The following is a 17,529-nucleotide window of genomic DNA, read 5'->3' on the forward strand; positions in this document are numbered from 1 at the left end:
ATGGATGGCTCCCTTCCTCGTGCGGTCGGCTACCCCGCCGATTCGCACCAAACCAGGTTTTCGACTTACAATCGAAAACGTGCCCCATAGTAGCACCATCCACGAATCGCTCACCGCGGTGTTCCAGGTTCGCCGCTTCCCCGGCGATATCACCGCAGGTAGAAGCTCCGCGGACCCCGCGGAGGGCATGCTGCGACGCTGCCCGCCCGATCAGCGGACGGAACTGGCGGTGTTGCTGTGGGAACGCGCGCTCGACCCACAGAAGGGCACCTGGTCGCTGCCCGGCGGACGGCTCGGTGACGACGAGGACCTCGACACCTCCGCGCGCCGCCAGCTCGCCGAGAAGGTCGACGTGCGCGAGCTGACCCACCTCGAACAGCTCTCGGTGTTCAGCGCCCCCGACCGGGTGCCCAGCCCGCGCCGCATCGCCTCGGCCTACCTCGGCCTCGTACCGCTCACCGCCGACCCGCGGCTGCCGTCGGACACCGCCTGGCACCCGGTCTCCGCGCTACCGGACATGTCCTTCGACCACCGCACAGTGGTCGACCACGCCCGCACCCGGCTGGCCGCCAAGCTGTCGTACACCAACATCGCCTTCGCGCTGGCTCCCGACCGGTTCACGATGTCTACCTTGCGCGAAATCTATTGCGCCGCATTGGGGTACGACGTGGACACCACGAACCTCCAGCGGGTCCTCTCCCGGCGCAAGGTGATCACCCCCACCGGCGCCACCGCCGCGCCCGGCCGTGCAGGAGGCCGCCCCGCCGCCGTCTACCGCTTCACCGACTCCGGTCTACGCGTCACCGACGAATTCGCGGCGCTGCGCCCGCCGTCCTGAGCACGGCTCTCGCGCCGTAGTCTGCCGCTGCACCGACCCTGCGCAGGTTCAACTCGTCGTCCGGAGCTGCGTGAAAGCCGGTGTCGCACGGATCATCCCTCCTCGATCCCGCCCGGCACGCGGCGGGCCGGCTGATCGCGCGGGCGAGACCGTGGGCAAGTCCGGCGGCGAAGCTCTGGGGCCTTATCCGACTACCATGAGCGGCATGCCCACGCCGCGAGTAGATCGGCCGGAGCTGCCGGAGTACATGACTTGGGAGGAGCTCGAGCGCCTCCCGGAGGACATCGCGTCCCAGATCGAGCTATGGGACGGTCGGGTCGTGTGGGTCCGCCGCGGCCCCGCCGAGCACCAGGACTACACGAACTTGCTCTGGAGCGCCCTTCGGCGACAGGCGCGCGACACTATGTCCAGGCACCCCGAGCAGTGTTTCCGAGTCTCTACAGAAACGAATGTCTTCCTGGGATCCAGCGGTAAATCCGACTTCGTGACCCCCGATTTCCTCGTCTACCGCTGCCTCGCAGCCGAGTACCAGGACATCAGAGCGGGTGATGTTCTGCTCGCGGGCGAAGTGCTGTCGCCGTCGAACACACCGCGCGACATCGAAGCCAAGAAGGCCCGCTACGCGGACGGCGGTATCCCCTGGTACTGGGAGGTCAGGCTCGCACGCGACCCGCGCGGAATCGAGATCGTCCGCGCCTACGCATTGCAGACCGGGCTCGTCGAACTCCCGGCCGGGGTCCGGCCGCTGCACCCGACCAACTACATCCTGGCCGACGAGTGGACCCCCGCCACTACCGACGGCATCCACATCGACTTCCCGTTCCCCATCCACATCCCCTGGTCCGACCTCGACTACTGACAGCTCATGATCAACGGCACATGGCCGCGGCATTTCGCGAGAAGCGCCCTCGATCGTGTGCCGTTGATCATGAATCGTGTCGCTGGAGCGGCTCTGAATGCGGCAATGCGTCAGTGCCGTGGGTGCGACGCGGGCAGCGAATGTCCGTCGGCGGCAGGCTCGTAGCCGCGATAGGGCAACTCTGCCCCATGCGCAGCGTCACCATAGGGCGTGAAAGCGCCTGCGGTATCGAAGGATTCGCCCTTGCGCGTGCCGCGGCCGGTACCGAGATCTTCCGCCGTGGCCAGGGCGGCGAGGAACAGCAGGACGAACGACGCGAACAGCGGCTGCGCGATCAGCGCGAGCGCGCTGCCCACCTCGATGGGCAGCGCGACGATCTGGCCGACCGGCGGATCCTGCGGGCGCGGATGCAGCCATTCGGCGACCTGTTCGCCGACTCCCGCCATCGCCACGGCGCCCACGCCTGAGCCGGTCAGCAAACCGATCTGCAGCAGCGGTCCGCGCGCCGAACGCCAGCGCCACGCGGCCACGGCCGACAACAAACCGAACACCGCCCCCAAGAGCACGAACATCGCCAACGCGTCGAACTGGTGCGCGCTTTCGCCGGTCAGCGCGACACCGCGACCCGGCTCCACCACGAGCAACCGCTCGGTGGGCGCAAGCAGTCCCCATCCGGCGCCGACGATCGCACTCGCCACCACCACCGCTACGGCGACCACCGCCGCGGCGCGCATCTCGCGCCGCATCCCGCCCGGCGGGGGCGCCGTCACCGGCACCACTATCGGCGTTCCAGATCGGCGGAGTCGAGCACGCCGTGCCGCGAGCATCTCGCCCACCAGCCGTCCGGGCTGACCTGCACGATCATGCGGCGACCGCACTGCTCGCAGAAGCGCGGCGGCTCCAGGCCCAGCGCGGCGGCCGCCGGGATCGCGTCATCGAGCCCCGGCACGATCCGCTTGCCGGTGAACGGGTTGTAGCGCTCGTCCATGTCCATGACAGTACCCATGGTCGTGGCCTCTTTCCTCGCAACCGAGCCGGGGTCAGAGCGTTTCGTTGAGCGCCTTGATCGGCATCTTCAGCTCGCCGAGCAGGTCCAGGTCCTGTTCGGCGGGGCGGCCGAGGGTGGTCAGGTAGTTGCCGACGATGACGGCGTTGATGCCGCCCAGAATGCCCTTCTTGGCGCCCAGATCGCCCAGCGTGATCTCCCGGCCGCCCGCGAAGCGCAGCATGGTGCGCGGCAGCGCGAGCCGGAATGCGGCGACGGCGCGCAGCGCGTCGGCGGCGGGCAGCACCTCGAGATCGCCGAACGGGGTGCCCGGCCGCGGGTTGAGGAAGTTCAGCGGCACTTCGTCGGGCTCGAGTTCGGCCAGGTTGGCGGCGAATTCGGCGCGCTGCTCCAGGGTTTCGCCCATGCCGAGGATGCCGCCGCAGCACACCTCCATGCCCGCTTCGCGCACCATGCGCAGGGTGTCCCAGCGCTCTTCCCAGGTGTGCGTGGTGACCACGTTCGGGAAGTAGGAGCGAGAGGTCTCCAGGTTGTGGTTGTAGCGGTGCACGCCCATCGCGGCCAGCTGGTCGACCTGCTCCTGGGTGAGCATGCCCAGCGAGCACGCGACCTGGATGTCGACCTCGTTGCGGATCGCCTCGACGCCCGCGGCGACCTGGGCCATCAGGCGCTCGTCCGGACCGCGTACGGCGGCGACGATGCAGAACTCGGTGGCGCCGGTCTTCGCGGTCTGCTTGGCGGCCTCGACCAGGCTGGGGATGTCCAGCCACGCGGCGCGCACCGGCGACTGGAACAGGCCCGACTGCGAGCAGAAGTGGCAGTCCTCGGGGCAGCCGCCGGTCTTCAGGCTGATGATGCCCTCGACCTCGACCTCCGGGCCGCACCACTTCATCCGCACCTCGTGGGCCAGCGCGAGCAGCTCCTCCAACTGGTCGTCACCCAGGCGCAGGACCTCCAGGGTCTGTTCCTGGTTCAGCCCCTCGCCACGCTCCAGCACCTGCTCGCGGGCGATCGACAAGATATCGGTGTCTACCGGTGCCTGGGTCACTGCGCGAATCCCTTCGTCCGGCCGAGGTTGGCCGTGCAACTTGAACGGTGTTCAGGCTAGGGTAGCGGTAGGAGTGAGTCAAAGCACGACGGGGAAGGACTTCCAGTGCAGCTGCACCGGGCGGACGTGGTCGACGGCGCCATCGCGATTCTGGACCGATACGGGCTCGCCGACCTCACCATGCGCAGGTTGGCCGGTTCCCTTCAGGTGCAACCGGGCGCGCTGTACTGGCACTTTCCCAATAAGCAAGCCTTGCTCGGCGCGGTCGCGGACAAGATCCTCGCTCCCATGGAGAACCCGATCGAGTCCGATGACTGGTCCGGCCAGATCACCGAATTGGCCCACCGCCTGCGCGACTGCCTGCTGGCCTATCGCGACGGCGCCGAATTGGTCTCGGCGACATACGCTTCCCGGCTCACCACGAGCAAAGGCCGGGAACGCTTGGTGAGCGCGGCGATTCGCGCGGGCATGCCGCGGCACGAGGCCGAGCTCGCGGCATTCACCCTGCTCTACTACGTCCTGGGCCAGACCGTCGACGAGCAGGCGAGAATGCAGATGGACTCGATGGGCGCCCTCCCCGAGGACGCCTCGCCGCTGGCGGAAACCCCCGACGCCACAGCGCGTTTCGACTTCGGCCTGCAACTGTTCGTCGCGGGCGTGCGCCACCTGCTCGGCACCCGCGCCCGCTGAGCGAATTCGGGCACCACCACATCGTCAGCCATACCTGCCGCTCCCGCGCCGACCGTCGCGACATCAGCGGGGCGGCGCCGCGACCGTCGTCCCCCGGACCTGCTGCTGATACCGCTGGATGAACGGCAATACTTGCTGTTCGATCACCGTGTTGTACTCCCGGGGACGCTGCATCGGATTGGCGTGCCCGGTGTTTCGCGCCAGCACCACCAGCAGCGTGCCGTCCACGCCGCCGGAACGCTCGATCAGCACTTCGTGGGAATATTCGACGTCGACCACGCGGTCCCGGCCCGGGTCGCGCGGACGAATGAAAACGACCGCGGGCCGCGGCTTCTCGGCCGCGGGCTGGGCCAGGGCGCGCAGATTGTCGGCCGCGCCACCCGCCACAATGGCGGTGAACTGCGACTCGATCAGTCCGTTGCTCGCGGCGTCGCGCGAGAGGATCTTCTCCCGCAGCACCTCCGTCAGCACCTCGCCCAGCTCGCCGAACCGGATGCCGGGCAGCCTTTCGCCGCGCTCGAGGTAGCGATCGCGGCGTGCGTAGGTCTCCACGGCCGTACGCAGCGTGCGACTCTCCCGGGCTCCGGGCAGCCATCCCATCCAGCGCAGCATGTCCTCGCCGCGCCCGCGGCTTTCCGGGCGGACCGCGTTCAGGTCCATCGGCGTGCAGTCCAGGATCACCCCGACGAGCCTGCGGTCGCTGTCCCGGTGGATGTGCTCGGCCACCTCCAGCGCGATCACCCCGCCCATGCTGTGCCCGACCAGCACCACGTTCTTCAAGCCGGACAGTTCCGCGGCGCGGACGATCAGGTCGGCGATCACCTTGGTGTCGATGCCTTGGTTGTCGTAGCGGATCGCCCACACCATGCCCATCCCGCGCAGCGCGGGCAGGGCGGCGGCGGTGTCAGTGGCGTCCAAACCGCCCAAACCGACCAGGTCCACCACCACGGTGTCCCAGTTCTCCGGGTCCATCGGCGGGGCGACCGGCAGCACTGCCGGGTCGGTGCGCGCCAACCGCGCCTGTTCGGGCACGACGTCGTACTTCCAGTACTGCGCGAACACCACGAGCCCGGTCAGCAGCAGTGCGGCCACCCGCAGCAACATCACCCTGGTGCGGCGCAACGTCTTCCACCCGTGCCCCAGGCCCGTGTCCCGCAGCCGAGTTCGGCGTCGCGCGTCGTCCCAGTCGGAGACGGTGGACGGGTGCCTCTCGTCCAACGGCGACATCCACCCCACTGTAGGCACGAGTGCCGGAGGCTGCCATTACGCCGAGGCCGGGCGCGCGTGTCGGGTTCCGCGCTTTTGCGCCTTTGCAGCTCAGCCGACGACTGACCAGGCGGTATCGAACCAGCCCGGAGCGGCAGCGGTGAACTGCTCGCGGTCCCATCGGCCCGCACCCTCGGGTATCGCGCCGACCAGGTCGACGCCGGTTACCCGGGGCAGGTCGGTTCGGTTGCACTCAGCAGCGAGATCCGGGGCGGCGGGCCAGGAGCCGATGACCATGCCTGCGCACCGCACGCCCGCCGACTGCAGTGCGCGGGTGGTCAGTTCGGTGTGGTTGAGTGTTCCGAGACCGGCGGCGGTGACCAGCAGGACGGGAGCGCCGAGTTTCTGGGCGAGGTCGAGCAGCGTGAAATCGCCCAGGCGAACCAGCAATCCGCCCGCGCCTTCGACGAGGACGAGGTCGGCGTCGGTGAGGGAGTCGACGGCGGCGGCGGTCTCGGCGAGGGTCAGCTCCGGCAGACCGGCCCGGCGGGCGGCGGTGTCGGGTGCCAGCGGGTCCGGGTAGCGGGCGAGTTCCAGCGTTCGGGTGATGCCGGACAGGCGCTGGATCTCCGCGAGGTCGCCGGGTTCGCCGACCGCGACACCGGTTTGGCCTGGTTTGCACACCGCCACCGAACGGCCGTCCGCCACAGCGGCGGCGGCCACGGCGGCCGTGACCACCGTCTTGCCGACGTCGGTGGAGGTTCCGGTGATCACCAGGATGGTCATACGGGCACCACTCCCCGCGCCTGCGCCAGCACCTCGCCGAGCACCGTCGCGATGGTGTCGAGCTCGGCGGCAGTGAGGTTCGCCCGTGCGGTCAGCCGCAAGCGCGACGTGCCCTCGGGAACGGACGGCGGACGGAAGCAGCCCACGTCCAGGCCGCGCGCCCGGCATGCCTGAGCCGCGTCGAAGGCCACCTGGGCAGGGCCGAGCACCACCGACACCACCGCTGACTCCGGGGCGGGCACACCGGCGATCCGGGCGATGTCCGCGGCGCGTTCGAGCACCCGCCCCGCCAGTTCCGGCTCGCAGCGCAACAGGCGCAACGCGGCCCGCGCGGCGCCGACGGCAGCGGGCGCGAGACCGGTATCGAAGATGAACGTGCGCGCGGCATCGATCAGGTGGGCGCGTACCCGTGCACTGGCCAGCACCACACCGCCTTGCGCGGCGAGAGATTTCGACAGCGTCGCGGTGATCACCAGATCCGGCGCCCCGGACAGTCCGGCTTCGTGCACCAGCCCGCGCCCGCCCGCGCCGCGCACGCCGAGGCCGTGCGCCTCGTCCACGACGAGCACCGCGCCGTTGGCCCTGGTCACCCGATGTAACTCGGTCAACGGCGCGAGGTCTCCGTCGGCGCTGAACACCGAATCGGTGAGCACCAGCGCGCGTTCCTCGGGGCGCTGCGCCAGCAGCCGGTCCACCGCGCTCACATCGCAGTGCGGCGCGATCTCGACCCGGGCCCGCGACAGGCGGCAGGCGTCCACCAGCGACGCGTGACTGCCCGCGTCGGAGACCACCAGCGAGCCGCGCCCGGCGAGCGCGGTGACCGCGCCGAGATTGGCGGCGTACCCGGAGGCGAACACGAGTCCGGCTTCGGCGCCGACGAATTCGGCCAGCTCGGTTTCCAGCAGCTCGTGCTCGGCGGTGGTGCCGGTGACCAGCCGCGATCCGGTCGACCCCGCGCCCCAGCGGTGCACCGCCTCGATCGCGCCGTCGATCACTTCCGGGTGGCGGACCAGCCCGAGATAGTCGTTGGAGGCGAGGTCGATCGAGGGCGTCCGCGGTGCGCGCGGCCGCAGCTCACGGCGCAGCCCCGCGGCCACCCGCGCGGCGGCGCGTTCGTCCAACCAGCTCAACGGATCGGTAGTCACAGCTCCGCAGCATACTTGAACACTGTTCAGGGCAGCCAGTCGTGGACCTGGCTGGTACCGTTGTTCCATCGTTGGTGGCGTCACCGGCCTGCGGTGACGAAGCTTCACCCCGGAGGAACGGCCGGATGCCGCGGTGGGCCATAGTCGTCGAGGAAATAACGGGCTCGGGCGATCACAAGCGCTGGTCACCCCGTGTTCTCGCGGAAGTGGTCGGCACGCGAGCACAGGCGCTGGCCAAGCTGGCCGGCGTGCTGCCCACCTACACCCCGGAGCATCCGAAGCTGCGTGGCCGCCGCGTCGTTCTGCGCGACGGCGACACCTACTTGCTCATGGTGCGCGGCTGGTCCGACGACTACCACTGCATCTTCCGGGTCTGGGAAGTGTTGTCCGACAGCGATCGTCCGGACATCGCCAACACCCGCCGCGGGGCGCGCGACGGATTTACGGACCGTTGAACCAGTTCGGCGTATCGAGCCGGAACACGTCTCGGCGATACGGTGACCCGTCCGGCGAACGTGCTGCCCCAGGTGCGCGCCGGCGAAGGTTTCACCGCCATCGTCACCGCGGCGGCGGGCGCGCGAGCGGGGACGCCGGACAGCGATGGCACGATCGTCCCGCCCTGGATCGTTTGACGAAGCGTCACCGATCGGACTGCGCGGCGACCGCCGCCCGCATCCCGGCGGTGATCGTCGCGACATCGTCCGGCGTGCTGATGAACGGCGGCATCGTGTACACCAGGTTGCGGAACGGACGAAGCCACACCCCGGCCTCGACCGCGGCGTGCGTCGCGGCGCGCATGTCCACCGGACGGTCCAGCTCGATCACACCGATCGCGCCGAGCACCCGCGCCTCGACCACACCCGGCAGGCCACGCACCGGGGCGAGCCCGGCCTCCAGCTCGGCCTCGATCCGCGCCACCTCACCGCGCCAGTCGCGCGAGCGCAGCACCTCGATCGACGCGACCGCGACCGCGCAGGCCAGCGGATTGCCCATGAAGGTCGGCCCGTGCATGAGACCGCCGTGCGCCGCGCTGATCGTCTCGGCGATCCGCGCGGTGCACAGCGCGGCGGCCAACGTGAGATAGCCGCCGGTCAGCGCCTTTCCGACGCACATCACGTCCGGGCTCACACCCGCTCGATCCGCTGCGAAAAGCGTTCCGGTGCGGCCGAATCCGGTCGCGATCTCGTCGAAGACGAGCAGCACGCCGTGTTCGTCGCACAGCCTGCGCAGGTCGGCCAGGTAGCCGGGGTGATGCCAGCGCATCCCGCCAGCACCTTGGACGATCGGCTCCACAATGACCGCCGCGAGCTCGTCGGCGTGGGCGCCGAGCATGCGCTCGAGCTCCGCGACGTACTCGGGCCGGTATTCGCGCGGTGGCGCGGGCGCGAAGAACTGATCCGCCAGGATGTCGGTCCACAGCGAGTGCATGCCGCCATCCGGGTCGCACACGCTCATCGGCGTGAACGTGTCGCCGTGATAGCCCCCGCGCCAGGTGAGCAGGCGCCGCTTCCTCGGCTTGTCCAGCGAACGCCAATATTGCAGGCACATCTTGACCGCGACCTCCACCGACACCGAGCCGGAGTCGCAAAGGAACACCTTGTCCAGACCGGCGGGCGCCGACTCGACCAGCAGCTCGGCCAACCGCACCGCGGGCTCATGGGTGAGCCCGCCGAACATCACATGACTCATCCGCCGCGACTGGTCGGCCAGTGCCGCATCGAGCACCGGGTGCCGGTAGCCGTGGATGGCGGCCCACCAGGAACTCATGCCGTCGACCAGTTCGCGCCCGTCGGCGAGGGTCAGCCGAGTGCCCGCCGCACTCGCCACCACCAGCGGCTCGGTGGTAGCTGGAAAGCCGCCGTAGGGATGCCAGACATGCTCGGCGTCGAGGGCGGTGATCTCGTCAAGGGTCAGTGCCACAGGAATCCTCGCATCGCGGCCCCGGCCCACCCGAGGCTTGAACACTGTTCAAGTTAGCATCCGACTTTCCCAGCCAGAACCACCCGCACGGGCGAATGCCCGGCTGCCGCTACTGTCGTTGCCATGGCTCAGCCCGACGCAGCGCCCAGCGACGCGACACCACTGGGTGTCTGGCCCGGCACCGCCTATCCGCTCGGGGCCACCTACGACGGGGCGGGCACCAACTTCTCGGTGTTCTCGGAGGTTGCCTACGCGGTCGAACTCTGCCTCATCGCCGGGGACGGCACCGAGACCCGGATCGCGCTGGACGAGGTCGACGGCTATGTCTGGCATGCGTACCTTCCCGCGATCGAGCCCGGCCAACGCTACGGATTCCGTGTGCACGGCCCTTACGATCCCGATCGCGGATTGCGCTGTGATCCGGGCAAGCTGCTACTCGATCCGTACGGCAAAGCTTTCGACGGAAGCTTCGACAATCACCCGTCGCTCTATACCTATGGGATGGACTCGCTCGGCCACACCATGACCAGCGTGGTGATCAACCCGTACTTCGACTGGGGCACCGACCGAGCGCCGAACCGGCCCTACCACGAGACGGTGATCTACGAGGCGCACGTCAAAGGCATGACGATGACGCACCCCGACGTGCCCGAGGAGCTGCGCGGCACCTACGCAGGCATCGCACACCCGGCGGTCATCGACCATCTGAAGGGGCTGGGCGTCACCGCGATCGAACTGATGCCGGTGCATCAGTTCCTGCACGACCGGGTGCTGCTGGATCAGGGGCTGCGAAACTACTGGGGCTACAACAGCTTCGGCTACCTGGCGCCGCACAACGAGTACGCGGCGCTGGACCGAGCCGGTTCGGCGGTCACCGAGTTCAAGGCGATGGTGCGGACGCTGCACGCCGAGGGCATCGAGGTGATCCTCGACGTGGTCTACAACCACACCGCCGAGGGCAACCACCGCGGCCCGACGATCGGCTTCCGCGGCATCGACAACGCCGCCTACTACCGCCTGGTCGACGACGACCCGTCGCACTACATGGATTACACGGGCACCGGGAACAGTCTGAACGTCCGCCATCCGCACACCCTGCAGCTGATCATGGACTCGCTGCGCTACTGGATCGTGGACATGCACGTCGACGGATTCCGTTTCGACCTGGCCGCGACGCTGGCGCGGGAACTGCACGACGTGGACCGGTTGTCGACGTTCTTCGATCTGGTGCAGCAGGATCCGGTGGTGAGCCAGGTCAAGCTCATCGCGGAGCCGTGGGACGTGGGTGAGGGCGGCTACCAGGTCGGCAATTTTCCCGGCCTCTGGACGGAGTGGAACGGCAAATACCGCGACACCGTGCGCGACTACTGGCGCGGCCAGCCTGCGACACTGGGCGAGTTCGCCTCTCGGCTCACCGGTTCCTCCGACCTGTACGAGGTCACCGGGCGCAGGCCGAGCGCGAGCATCAACTTCGTCACCGCGCACGACGGGTTCACCTTGCGGGACCTGGTGTCCTACAACGAGAAGCACAATGAGGCCAACGGCGAGGGCAACCGTGACGGCGAGAGCTGGAACCGGTCGTGGAACTGCGGCGTCGAAGGCCCGACCGACGATCCGGAGATCCTCGCGCTGCGCGACCGGCAGAGCCGCAACCTGCTCGCGACGCTGGTGCTCAGCCAGGGCGTGCCGATGCTCGCGCATGGTGACGAGATGGGCCGCACCCAGCACGGCAACAACAACGTGTACTGCCAGGACTCGCCGCTGGCGTGGATGGACTGGTCGCTGCGCGAGACGAATGCCGACCTGCTCGCCTTCACCCGCACCGTGATCGCGTTGCGTTCCGAGCACCCCGTCTTCCGGCGCAGGCGTTTCCTCGCGGGTGGGCCGCTCGGGTCGAGCGGCCATGCCCGCGACATCGCCTGGCTCACCCCGTCGGGCGAGGAGATGACCGCGGCGGACTGGGACAGCGGCTTCGGCAAGTCGCTGGCGGTCTACCTCAACGGAGCGGGCATTCCCGAGCCGGGCCCGCGCGGCGAGCGGATCACCGACGACTCGTTCCTGCTCTGCTTCAACGCCCACGACGAGGCCATCGACTTCGCGCTACCCGAAACCGGCGACGGGGCGGCGTGGTCGGTGGCGCTGGATTGCGCGACGCCGACCGGCCTGGCCGACGCCGATTACGCCGGGGGCGCCACCGTCACCGTCGAAGCTCGCTGTCTCCTCGTCCTTCGCCAGGCCGCCTGACCCGATGCCGATGACCGCACCCGATTCCACCGAGATGCACGTGACCGACCCGGTATCCCCGCGCCGCAAGCCCGCCCGCCAGATGACGATCCGCAGCACCTACCGGTTGCAGCTGCGACCCGACGCGCTGACTTTCGCCGACGCCCGCGCCATCGCGGAATACCTGCAACAGCTGGGCATTTCGCACCTCTACCTGTCACCGGTCCTGACCGCGGCGCACGGTTCGGCGCACGGCTACGACGTGACCGACCCGACCACGGTCTCCGCGGCCCTCGGCGGGCCGATCGGCCTCAAAGCGCTCGCCGACGAAGTGCGCAGCCGCGGCATGGGCCTGATCGTCGACCTGGTGCCCAACCATGTCGGCGTCGCCGATCCACGACAGAACGCGTGGTGGTGGGACGTGCTGCGGAACGGCAAGAAGTCCAGGTTCGCGCAGTATTTCGACATCGACTGGAGTCCGGGCAACGGCGCGGGCGGACGGCTGGCGCTGCCGGTGTTGCAGAGCGAGAACGATCCGGCCGCGCTGACCGTGGACCGTTCCGGCGCCGAACCCATGCTGGCGCTGCACGATCTGCGTTTCCCGATCGCGCCCGGCACCGACGGCGACAACGCGCTGCGCATCCACGACAAGCAGCACTACCGCCTGGTGAGCTGGAAGGCCGGGTTGTGCACCTATCGGAGGTTCTTCGCGATCAGCAGTCTTGCCGCACTCCGCCAGGAGAACTCCGAGGTCTTCGACGTCACCCACCGCGAACTCGCCGCCTGGTGCGAGCACGATCTGATCGACGGCGTGCGGGTCGACCATCCGGACGGGCTGTCCGACCCCGCCGGCTACCTCACCCGGCTGCGCAGGCTCATCGGCCCGCACCGGCTGCTGCTGGTGGAGAAGATCCTGGCCAATCGGGAGCCACTGGACGAGACGCTGCCGGTGGACGGCACCACCGGCTACGAGGCGCTGGCCGACTTCGGCGGCGTGCTGATCGACCCGCGCGGCGAACCGGCGCTCACCGAACTGTCGCGACGCGTCGCCGGGCACGGCAGCGATCGCGCGTGGATCGGCGAAACCGAGCACCGGATCAAGCGCGCGGTCGCGGAAAGCATTCTGGCGCCGGAGATCCGGCGGCTGGTAGCCGCGATCAAGCGGGACGCGCATGCCGAGAGCTTCGACACCATGGCACTGACCAACGCCACCATCGAGGTGCTGGCGTTCATGCCGGTGTACCGGGCCGACTACGCGCCGCTGGCGGGGATGACCGGCGCGGTGATCGCCGAGGTGGAGAAACGCAACAACGAGCTCACCGGCCCGCTGGCGGTGCTGGTCGCGGCGCTGGCCGCCGACTCGGACGCGGCGGTGCGCTTCAGCCAGGTGTGCGGGGCGGTGACCGCCAAGGCCGTCGAGGACACCATGTTCTATCAGGCCGGCCGGCTGGTTTCGTTGCAGGAGGTGGGCGGCAACCCGGCCCGGTTCGGCCACTCGCTCAACGAGTTCCACCTGTCCAACAGTCAACGCGCGCAACGCTGGCCGGCGACCATGACGACATTGTCGACGCACGACACCAAACGCGGCGAGGACGTGCGCGCCCGCATCGGCGTGCTGTCCCAGGCCGCGGAGACCTGGGCGCGCAATGTCGAATCCTGGCTGGAGACCGCACCGGCCCCGGACGGGGCGACCGCGCTGTTCCTGTTGCAGAACATGTTCGGCGTGTGGCCCGCGGACGGCAGGCCAGCCGGGTCGGTGCCGGGCCTGCGTGAACGCCTGCACGTCTTCGCCGAGAAGGCGATCCGGGAGGCGAACGTCAAGACCTCCTGGGAGGAGCAGGACGCCGAATTCGAGGCCGCCGTGCACGCCTGGCTGGACGCGGTGATCGACGGGCCGGTCGGCTCCGAACTCGGCGATCTGGTGCACGAGTTGGCGCCGCACGCCTGGTCGGACTCGCTGGCGCAGAAGCTGTTGCAGCTGTGCGGCCCCGGCATCCCGGACGTCTACCAGGGGTGTGAGCTGTGGGAGGACTCGCTCGTCGACCCGGACAACCGCCGCCCGGTGGACTTCGCCGCCCGCGCGGGCATGCTGCAATCACTCACCGGCACACCGGCATTGGACACCACCGGCGCGGCGAAGATGTGGATCGTGGCCTACGCCCTGTGGCTGCGCCGCGAACGTCCCGACTGCTTCGTCGGCGGTAGCTATCGGCCCCTGTTCGCCACCGGAGACCATGCGTGCAAGGTGGTGTCGTACGCGCGCGGCCGCGTGGGCGAACCGCCGGAGGTGATCGTCGCCGCCACCCGCTTCAGCGTGGGCTTGGCCGAAAGCGGGTGGGGCGACACGTTTCTGGACTTGCCCGCGGGCAACTGGACCGACCGGCTGACCGGTCACACCTTCCAGGGCCGGGCCCGGCTGGAGAAGGTGTTCGCCCGGCTGCCGGTTGCGTTACTGGTCCGCTGAGGGCCCCGGCACGGCGGTCACCGGGTCGACCTTCTCGAACAGTTCCTCCGGGAGCACGCCGCCGAGGTCCTCGCGCCATCGCCGCAGGTTCGTCGGATGGGAGTCCAGCGCGTCCTGGGTGCTGGAGGCCAGCCGGATGCCCTGGTCGGTCGGCGTGGCCATGCGGCGCCAGGAATCCCAGTGGAAGCGGCGGCTGCGCGGGCGGCGCAGCGTGCGGACCACATTCAGGACGCGGTAGCCCATGCCGAGCGAGTCGTGCAGCCGCATGTGGTCCCCGCTCGCGGTGCGGCAGCGTTTCGACAGCTCCGCCAGCCGGTCCCGGTCGAACGCCAAGCCCACCGACTCCGCCTCGCGGACCATCCAGTGCAACGTGGCGTCGGACAGGCCGCATTCGGTGTAGCCGCCGCCGATATCGCTGTGCACGCCGGGAAACCACACCTGCTTGACCCGCTCGACCCCGCGACGGTACTTCACTGTCGGTTCGACCGGCACTTGCCACAGCGACGGTTCGAAGTTGCGCCGCCGCTCGTCGATGGCGAGGGCTTGGCGGGCGCAGTGTATGTCGCGCGAGAGCTTGACATCGTGGAACCGGTGCCGAAGCGAAGTGAGCCCTGGCACGCCCAATGCGCCGACGGTGTCGAACACGCCGAGGAAGTCGATCTTGGCCTTCCTGGAGTGCTCCCGGCGGAACTCCTTCCAGTGGGCGGGCTCCGGCGGATCCGGGTTCCCCGGGGTCTTCGCGGGCGGGCGTTGCCGGTAGATCCGCAACGCCTGCGGATACTTGCCGTTGATCATCGCCTCCGGGGTCATGATGCCGATCCGGCTGATCAGCCCGGCCAGGCTGCGGGCGGTGAAAGCGCCACGACTGAACCCGAAGATGTATATCTCGTCGCCCTTTTCCCAGTTCAGGGCCAGATGCCAGTAAGCGGAGGAGAGGTTCGCCTCGAGTCCGAGCCCGAACGCCCCGCCCATCAGGCGGTCGGAGAGGAAGCCGCGCGCGCCGGGGCCGGACACGTAGGTGACCCATTGCTGGATCGTCTCCCCCGCTGGCCCCGGCGCGTCGAACCGTACCGTCTGTGCGATCTTGATGATGTTCGATACCGTGCTGCTCGACTCGGCCTTCCAGGTACCGTCGCAACACACAACGAGCCGTTTCATGGCCTCATCTTCCCGTCGGCATCGTGCTTTTACTCGCGTATTGAACTACTCGAATTCATCGCGGGCCGCACGGGATTGCGTTGACGGACGAGGCCGGATACGCGTGTCAGAGCCAGCTGGGATCCCCGAACACCGCGCCGGAATCGTCCACCTCGGGCGTCGCGAGATCGACGTAGGCATACTGGCGCAACGTGACCGGGCCGCTGCACGCGTCGACCCGCAGGTGGAAGTCGCGCACGACAACCTGGACGAGCTTGCCGGGGATCAGCTCCTTTTCCCGGATCGGCACCTCGACTACCTCGCCGGGGCCGAGATCGAGGACGGCGACCGGGCCGATATTGAGAAACGCCTGCGGGGCGATGATGATCTCGGGCTGGAAGCCTATGGTGCCGGTGCCGATGCTCACGGCGCAGCCGACGTGATAGCCCATCCGGAGCTTGCCCGCGGCGTCACCGTCCAGCCGGGCGTACGCGGTGCCGCTGACGAAGGCCTCTCTCGTCGTGCCCATCATGTTCAGCGGTGGGATGCGGTTGATCGTCTCGTCCCGGCTTCCGACCGAGAAGATCATCCCGTTCGGCGAGGTGAACTGCTTCTCGTGCGCCGGCATGGTGACGATTTCCGCCTCCCCCGGCGGGGCGAGTGCGAGGGAAGGAACCCAGGCCACGACAGTTCCCGCTGCTACGAGCAGCGCTTTCATGACATTCGACGGCATGAGGGAGCACTGTAGTAGCAGATGGCTATCATTGTGGCGCGCGACACGACGGGGAAGTGATCGAGTCGTGATGTCCGGCGGGACCGCCGCTGCGTTGTATCGCACGACCGGCGCAAACCGCTGCTGCTGCGCAATCATCGCCCGGAGGGCAGGGCGTGAACTGTATCGCGCCGATCGAAGGAGCAGGCAGGCAGAGTCGCCAGCCGCCCGGATTGCCGGTTACGACGCTGTGCCGGACGATGAATCGCGGCGGGCGGCCAGCGTACCGCCGACCCACCGCGCCGCACCGACCGCGGCCGCGGCCAGCACCGCGACTTGCAGCGATCCGGTGATCAGTGCCAGCAACAGGCAGGTCACCAATCCGACGACCACCGCGTCGAGCTTGTACACCGGCCACGCGCTACCGGCGATGTCGATCGTCGCGCCGCGTGCCGGAGGGTGGACCACTGCCATGCACTCAGGGTAGTCGGAAAACAATGTTCGGGCGAGCGAACTTTACTTGCGGGAACACTTCGGATCGCCGCCGCGTTCCCGCAGACATGCCATTGACAGGTGAGTACGAACCGAGCACCTCCGACTGGGCCCGCCAGCAAGCCGAGAGCTACGACAACTCCGGCGGCACCGCGGCCACGACGCTGCAGGGGGTGCCCGTCGTCCTGATGACGAGCAAGGGCGCCAAGACCGGCAAGCTGCGCAAGACCCCGCTGATGCGAGTGGAGCACGACGGCGAATACGCCGTGGTCGCCTCGCTGGGCGGCGCGCCGAAGCACCCGGTCTGGTACCACAACATCAAAGCCGAACCGCATGTCGAGCTGCGCGACGGAACGGTGATCAAGGACTACACCGCGCGTGAGGTCTTCGGCGACGAGAAGGCGCTGTGGTGGGAGCGCGCGGTCGCGGTGTGGCCGGACTACGCGACCTATCAGACCAAGACCGACCGCCAGATCCCGGTCTTCGTGCTCACTCCCAGGTAGTTCCGGCGAAGGTAGCCACCGTGTCACTGCCACCCGCCGCAGCTCGCCGCCGCGGCGGGTGGCAGCATATTTCGGGTGTCCAATCCGCTTGATGTCCTCGACGCACTGTCTGCTACCGGTCCCGCGCTCACCGCGGACGAGATCGACGCTGCCGCCAAGCGAATTGCCCACGTCATCGATCCGACCCCGTTACAGCGCGACGACCGGCTCTCGAAGCTGACCGGGGCGAACGTCTACCTCAAGCGCGAAGACCTCGGCCCGGTCCGCTCCTACAAGCTGCGTGGCGCCTACAACCTGGTCATCCAGCTGACCGAGGAGGAGCGCAAGGCGGGCGTGGTCGCGGCCAGCGCGGGCAACCACGCGCAGGGCGTCGCGTTCGCGTGCCGGACGATGGGGATCACCGGCCGCATCTACGTGCCGACCACGACGCCGAAGCAGAAGCGCGACCGCATCCGGGCGCACGGCGGCGAGTTCGTCGAGCTGATCGCCATCGGCGAGAC

19 protein-coding genes are annotated in these 17,529 nt (G+C 68.9%); 9 read left to right on the plus strand and 10 right to left on the minus strand.

Features of this window, described 5'->3' with window-relative positions:
• The first annotated feature begins 79 nt into the window (after positions 1 to 79).
• Together NA4_RS32495 and NA4_RS32500 are read left to right on the plus strand one after the other, a co-directional pair.
• The gene (locus NA4_RS32495) at positions 80 to 838 is read left to right on the plus strand and encodes an NUDIX hydrolase (protein WP_067478968.1); all 759 of its coding nucleotides are present in this window, start codon (positions 80 to 82) and stop codon (positions 836 to 838) included.
• 205 nt (positions 839 to 1,043) lie between these two features.
• Positions 1,044 to 1,697: a Uma2 family endonuclease gene (locus NA4_RS32500; RefSeq protein ID WP_067478995.1), complete on the plus strand. Its 654-nt coding sequence runs from the start codon at positions 1,044 to 1,046 to the stop codon at positions 1,695 to 1,697.
• Between the two features lie 110 nt (positions 1,698 to 1,807).
• On the opposite strand, the gene NA4_RS32505 is transcribed toward NA4_RS32500, so the two are convergent.
• From NA4_RS32505 to bioB, 3 genes are read right to left on the minus strand one after another with little or no spacing between them, the layout of a single operon-like run.
• Entirely contained in the window at positions 1,808 to 2,467 is a 660-nt protein-coding gene (locus tag NA4_RS32505) for a DUF2567 domain-containing protein (RefSeq protein WP_245671691.1), read from the minus strand.
• 8 nt (positions 2,468 to 2,475) lie between these two features.
• A complete protein-coding gene (gene bsaP, locus NA4_RS32510; RefSeq protein ID WP_067478970.1) occupies positions 2,476 to 2,703 on the minus strand; it encodes a biotin synthase auxiliary protein BsaP in 228 nt (75 codons plus the stop codon).
• A gap of 34 nt (positions 2,704 to 2,737) precedes the next feature.
• A complete protein-coding gene (bioB, locus tag NA4_RS32515; RefSeq protein WP_067478972.1) occupies positions 2,738 to 3,751 on the minus strand; it encodes a biotin synthase BioB in 1,014 nt (337 codons plus the stop codon).
• Positions 3,752 to 3,856: 105 nt separating this feature from the next.
• Between bioB and NA4_RS32520 the strand changes: the two genes are divergently transcribed.
• Positions 3,857 to 4,441, plus strand: a complete 585-nt coding sequence (locus tag NA4_RS32520; RefSeq protein ID WP_067478974.1) for a TetR/AcrR family transcriptional regulator C-terminal domain-containing protein — start codon at positions 3,857 to 3,859, stop codon at positions 4,439 to 4,441.
• Positions 4,442 to 4,504: 63 nt separating this feature from the next.
• Here NA4_RS32520 and NA4_RS32525 read toward each other — a convergent pair whose 3' ends face one another.
• The 3 genes from NA4_RS32525 to NA4_RS32535 form a co-directional block, all read right to left on the minus strand.
• On the minus strand, positions 4,505 to 5,668 hold the full coding sequence (locus tag NA4_RS32525; protein ID WP_067478976.1) for an alpha/beta fold hydrolase: 1,164 nt from the start codon (positions 5,666 to 5,668) through the stop codon (positions 4,505 to 4,507).
• Between the two features lie 90 nt (positions 5,669 to 5,758).
• Entirely contained in the window at positions 5,759 to 6,433 is a 675-nt protein-coding gene (gene bioD / locus NA4_RS32530; protein WP_067478978.1) for a dethiobiotin synthase, read from the minus strand.
• Entirely contained in the window at positions 6,430 to 7,578 is a 1,149-nt protein-coding gene (locus NA4_RS32535; RefSeq protein WP_067478980.1) for an 8-amino-7-oxononanoate synthase, read from the minus strand. Before NA4_RS32535 ends, bioD begins: the two co-directional genes overlap by 4 nt.
• A 125-nt stretch (positions 7,579 to 7,703) precedes the next feature.
• Here NA4_RS32535 and NA4_RS32540 point away from each other — a divergent pair, with 125 nt between their 5' ends.
• Together NA4_RS32540 and NA4_RS43370 are read left to right on the plus strand one after the other, a co-directional pair.
• Positions 7,704 to 8,033 carry a hypothetical protein gene (locus tag NA4_RS32540; protein ID WP_067478982.1) on the plus strand — a complete coding sequence of 110 codons (330 nt, stop codon included), beginning with the start codon at positions 7,704 to 7,706 and terminating at the stop codon, positions 8,031 to 8,033.
• A 42-nt stretch (positions 8,034 to 8,075) separates the two neighbouring features.
• On the plus strand, positions 8,076 to 8,210 hold the full coding sequence (locus tag NA4_RS43370) for a hypothetical protein (RefSeq protein WP_281180086.1): 135 nt from the start codon (positions 8,076 to 8,078) through the stop codon (positions 8,208 to 8,210).
• A 7-nt stretch (positions 8,211 to 8,217) separates the two neighbouring features.
• On the opposite strand, the gene NA4_RS32545 is transcribed toward NA4_RS43370, so the two are convergent.
• A complete protein-coding gene (locus NA4_RS32545; RefSeq protein WP_067478999.1) occupies positions 8,218 to 9,498 on the minus strand; it encodes an adenosylmethionine--8-amino-7-oxononanoate transaminase in 1,281 nt (426 codons plus the stop codon).
• A 123-nt stretch (positions 9,499 to 9,621) separates the two neighbouring features.
• On the opposite strand from NA4_RS32545, the gene glgX reads away from it, so the two are divergent.
• Both glgX and treY read left to right on the plus strand, forming a co-directional pair.
• Positions 9,622 to 11,742 (plus strand): glycogen debranching protein GlgX, encoded by a 2,121-nt coding sequence (glgX, locus tag NA4_RS32550; protein ID WP_067478985.1) that lies wholly within the window; start codon positions 9,622 to 9,624, stop codon positions 11,740 to 11,742.
• 82 nt (positions 11,743 to 11,824) lie between these two features.
• Positions 11,825 to 14,185: a malto-oligosyltrehalose synthase gene (treY, locus tag NA4_RS32555; protein ID WP_067479001.1), complete on the plus strand. Its 2,361-nt coding sequence runs from the start codon at positions 11,825 to 11,827 to the stop codon at positions 14,183 to 14,185.
• On the opposite strand, the gene NA4_RS32560 is transcribed toward treY, so the two are convergent.
• The 3 genes from NA4_RS32560 to NA4_RS32570 form a co-directional block, all read right to left on the minus strand.
• Positions 14,171 to 15,343, minus strand: coding sequence for a T6SS phospholipase effector Tle1-like catalytic domain-containing protein (locus tag NA4_RS32560; RefSeq protein WP_067478987.1), 1,173 nt, complete (start codon positions 15,341 to 15,343; stop codon positions 14,171 to 14,173). The genes treY and NA4_RS32560 overlap by 15 nt on opposite strands.
• A 106-nt stretch (positions 15,344 to 15,449) precedes the next feature.
• Positions 15,450 to 15,950 carry an MspA family porin gene (locus NA4_RS32565; protein ID WP_245671692.1) on the minus strand — a complete coding sequence of 167 codons (501 nt, stop codon included), beginning with the start codon at positions 15,948 to 15,950 and terminating at the stop codon, positions 15,450 to 15,452.
• 324 nt (positions 15,951 to 16,274) lie between these two features.
• On the minus strand, positions 16,275 to 16,508 hold the full coding sequence (locus tag NA4_RS32570; RefSeq protein ID WP_067478991.1) for a hypothetical protein: 234 nt from the start codon (positions 16,506 to 16,508) through the stop codon (positions 16,275 to 16,277).
• An 86-nt stretch (positions 16,509 to 16,594) separates the two neighbouring features.
• On the opposite strand from NA4_RS32570, the gene NA4_RS32575 reads away from it, so the two are divergent.
• On the plus strand, positions 16,595 to 17,029 hold the full coding sequence (locus NA4_RS32575) for a nitroreductase family deazaflavin-dependent oxidoreductase (RefSeq protein ID WP_067478993.1): 435 nt from the start codon (positions 16,595 to 16,597) through the stop codon (positions 17,027 to 17,029).
• Between the two features lie 75 nt (positions 17,030 to 17,104).
• On the plus strand, positions 17,105 to 17,529 hold a 425-nt coding region (locus NA4_RS32580; RefSeq protein WP_157129437.1), incomplete at its 3' end, for a pyridoxal-phosphate dependent enzyme.

The sequence above is a fragment of the Nocardia amamiensis NBRC 102102 genome (assembly GCF_001612745.1).
GTDB lineage: Bacteria > Actinomycetota > Actinomycetes > Mycobacteriales > Mycobacteriaceae > Nocardia > Nocardia amamiensis.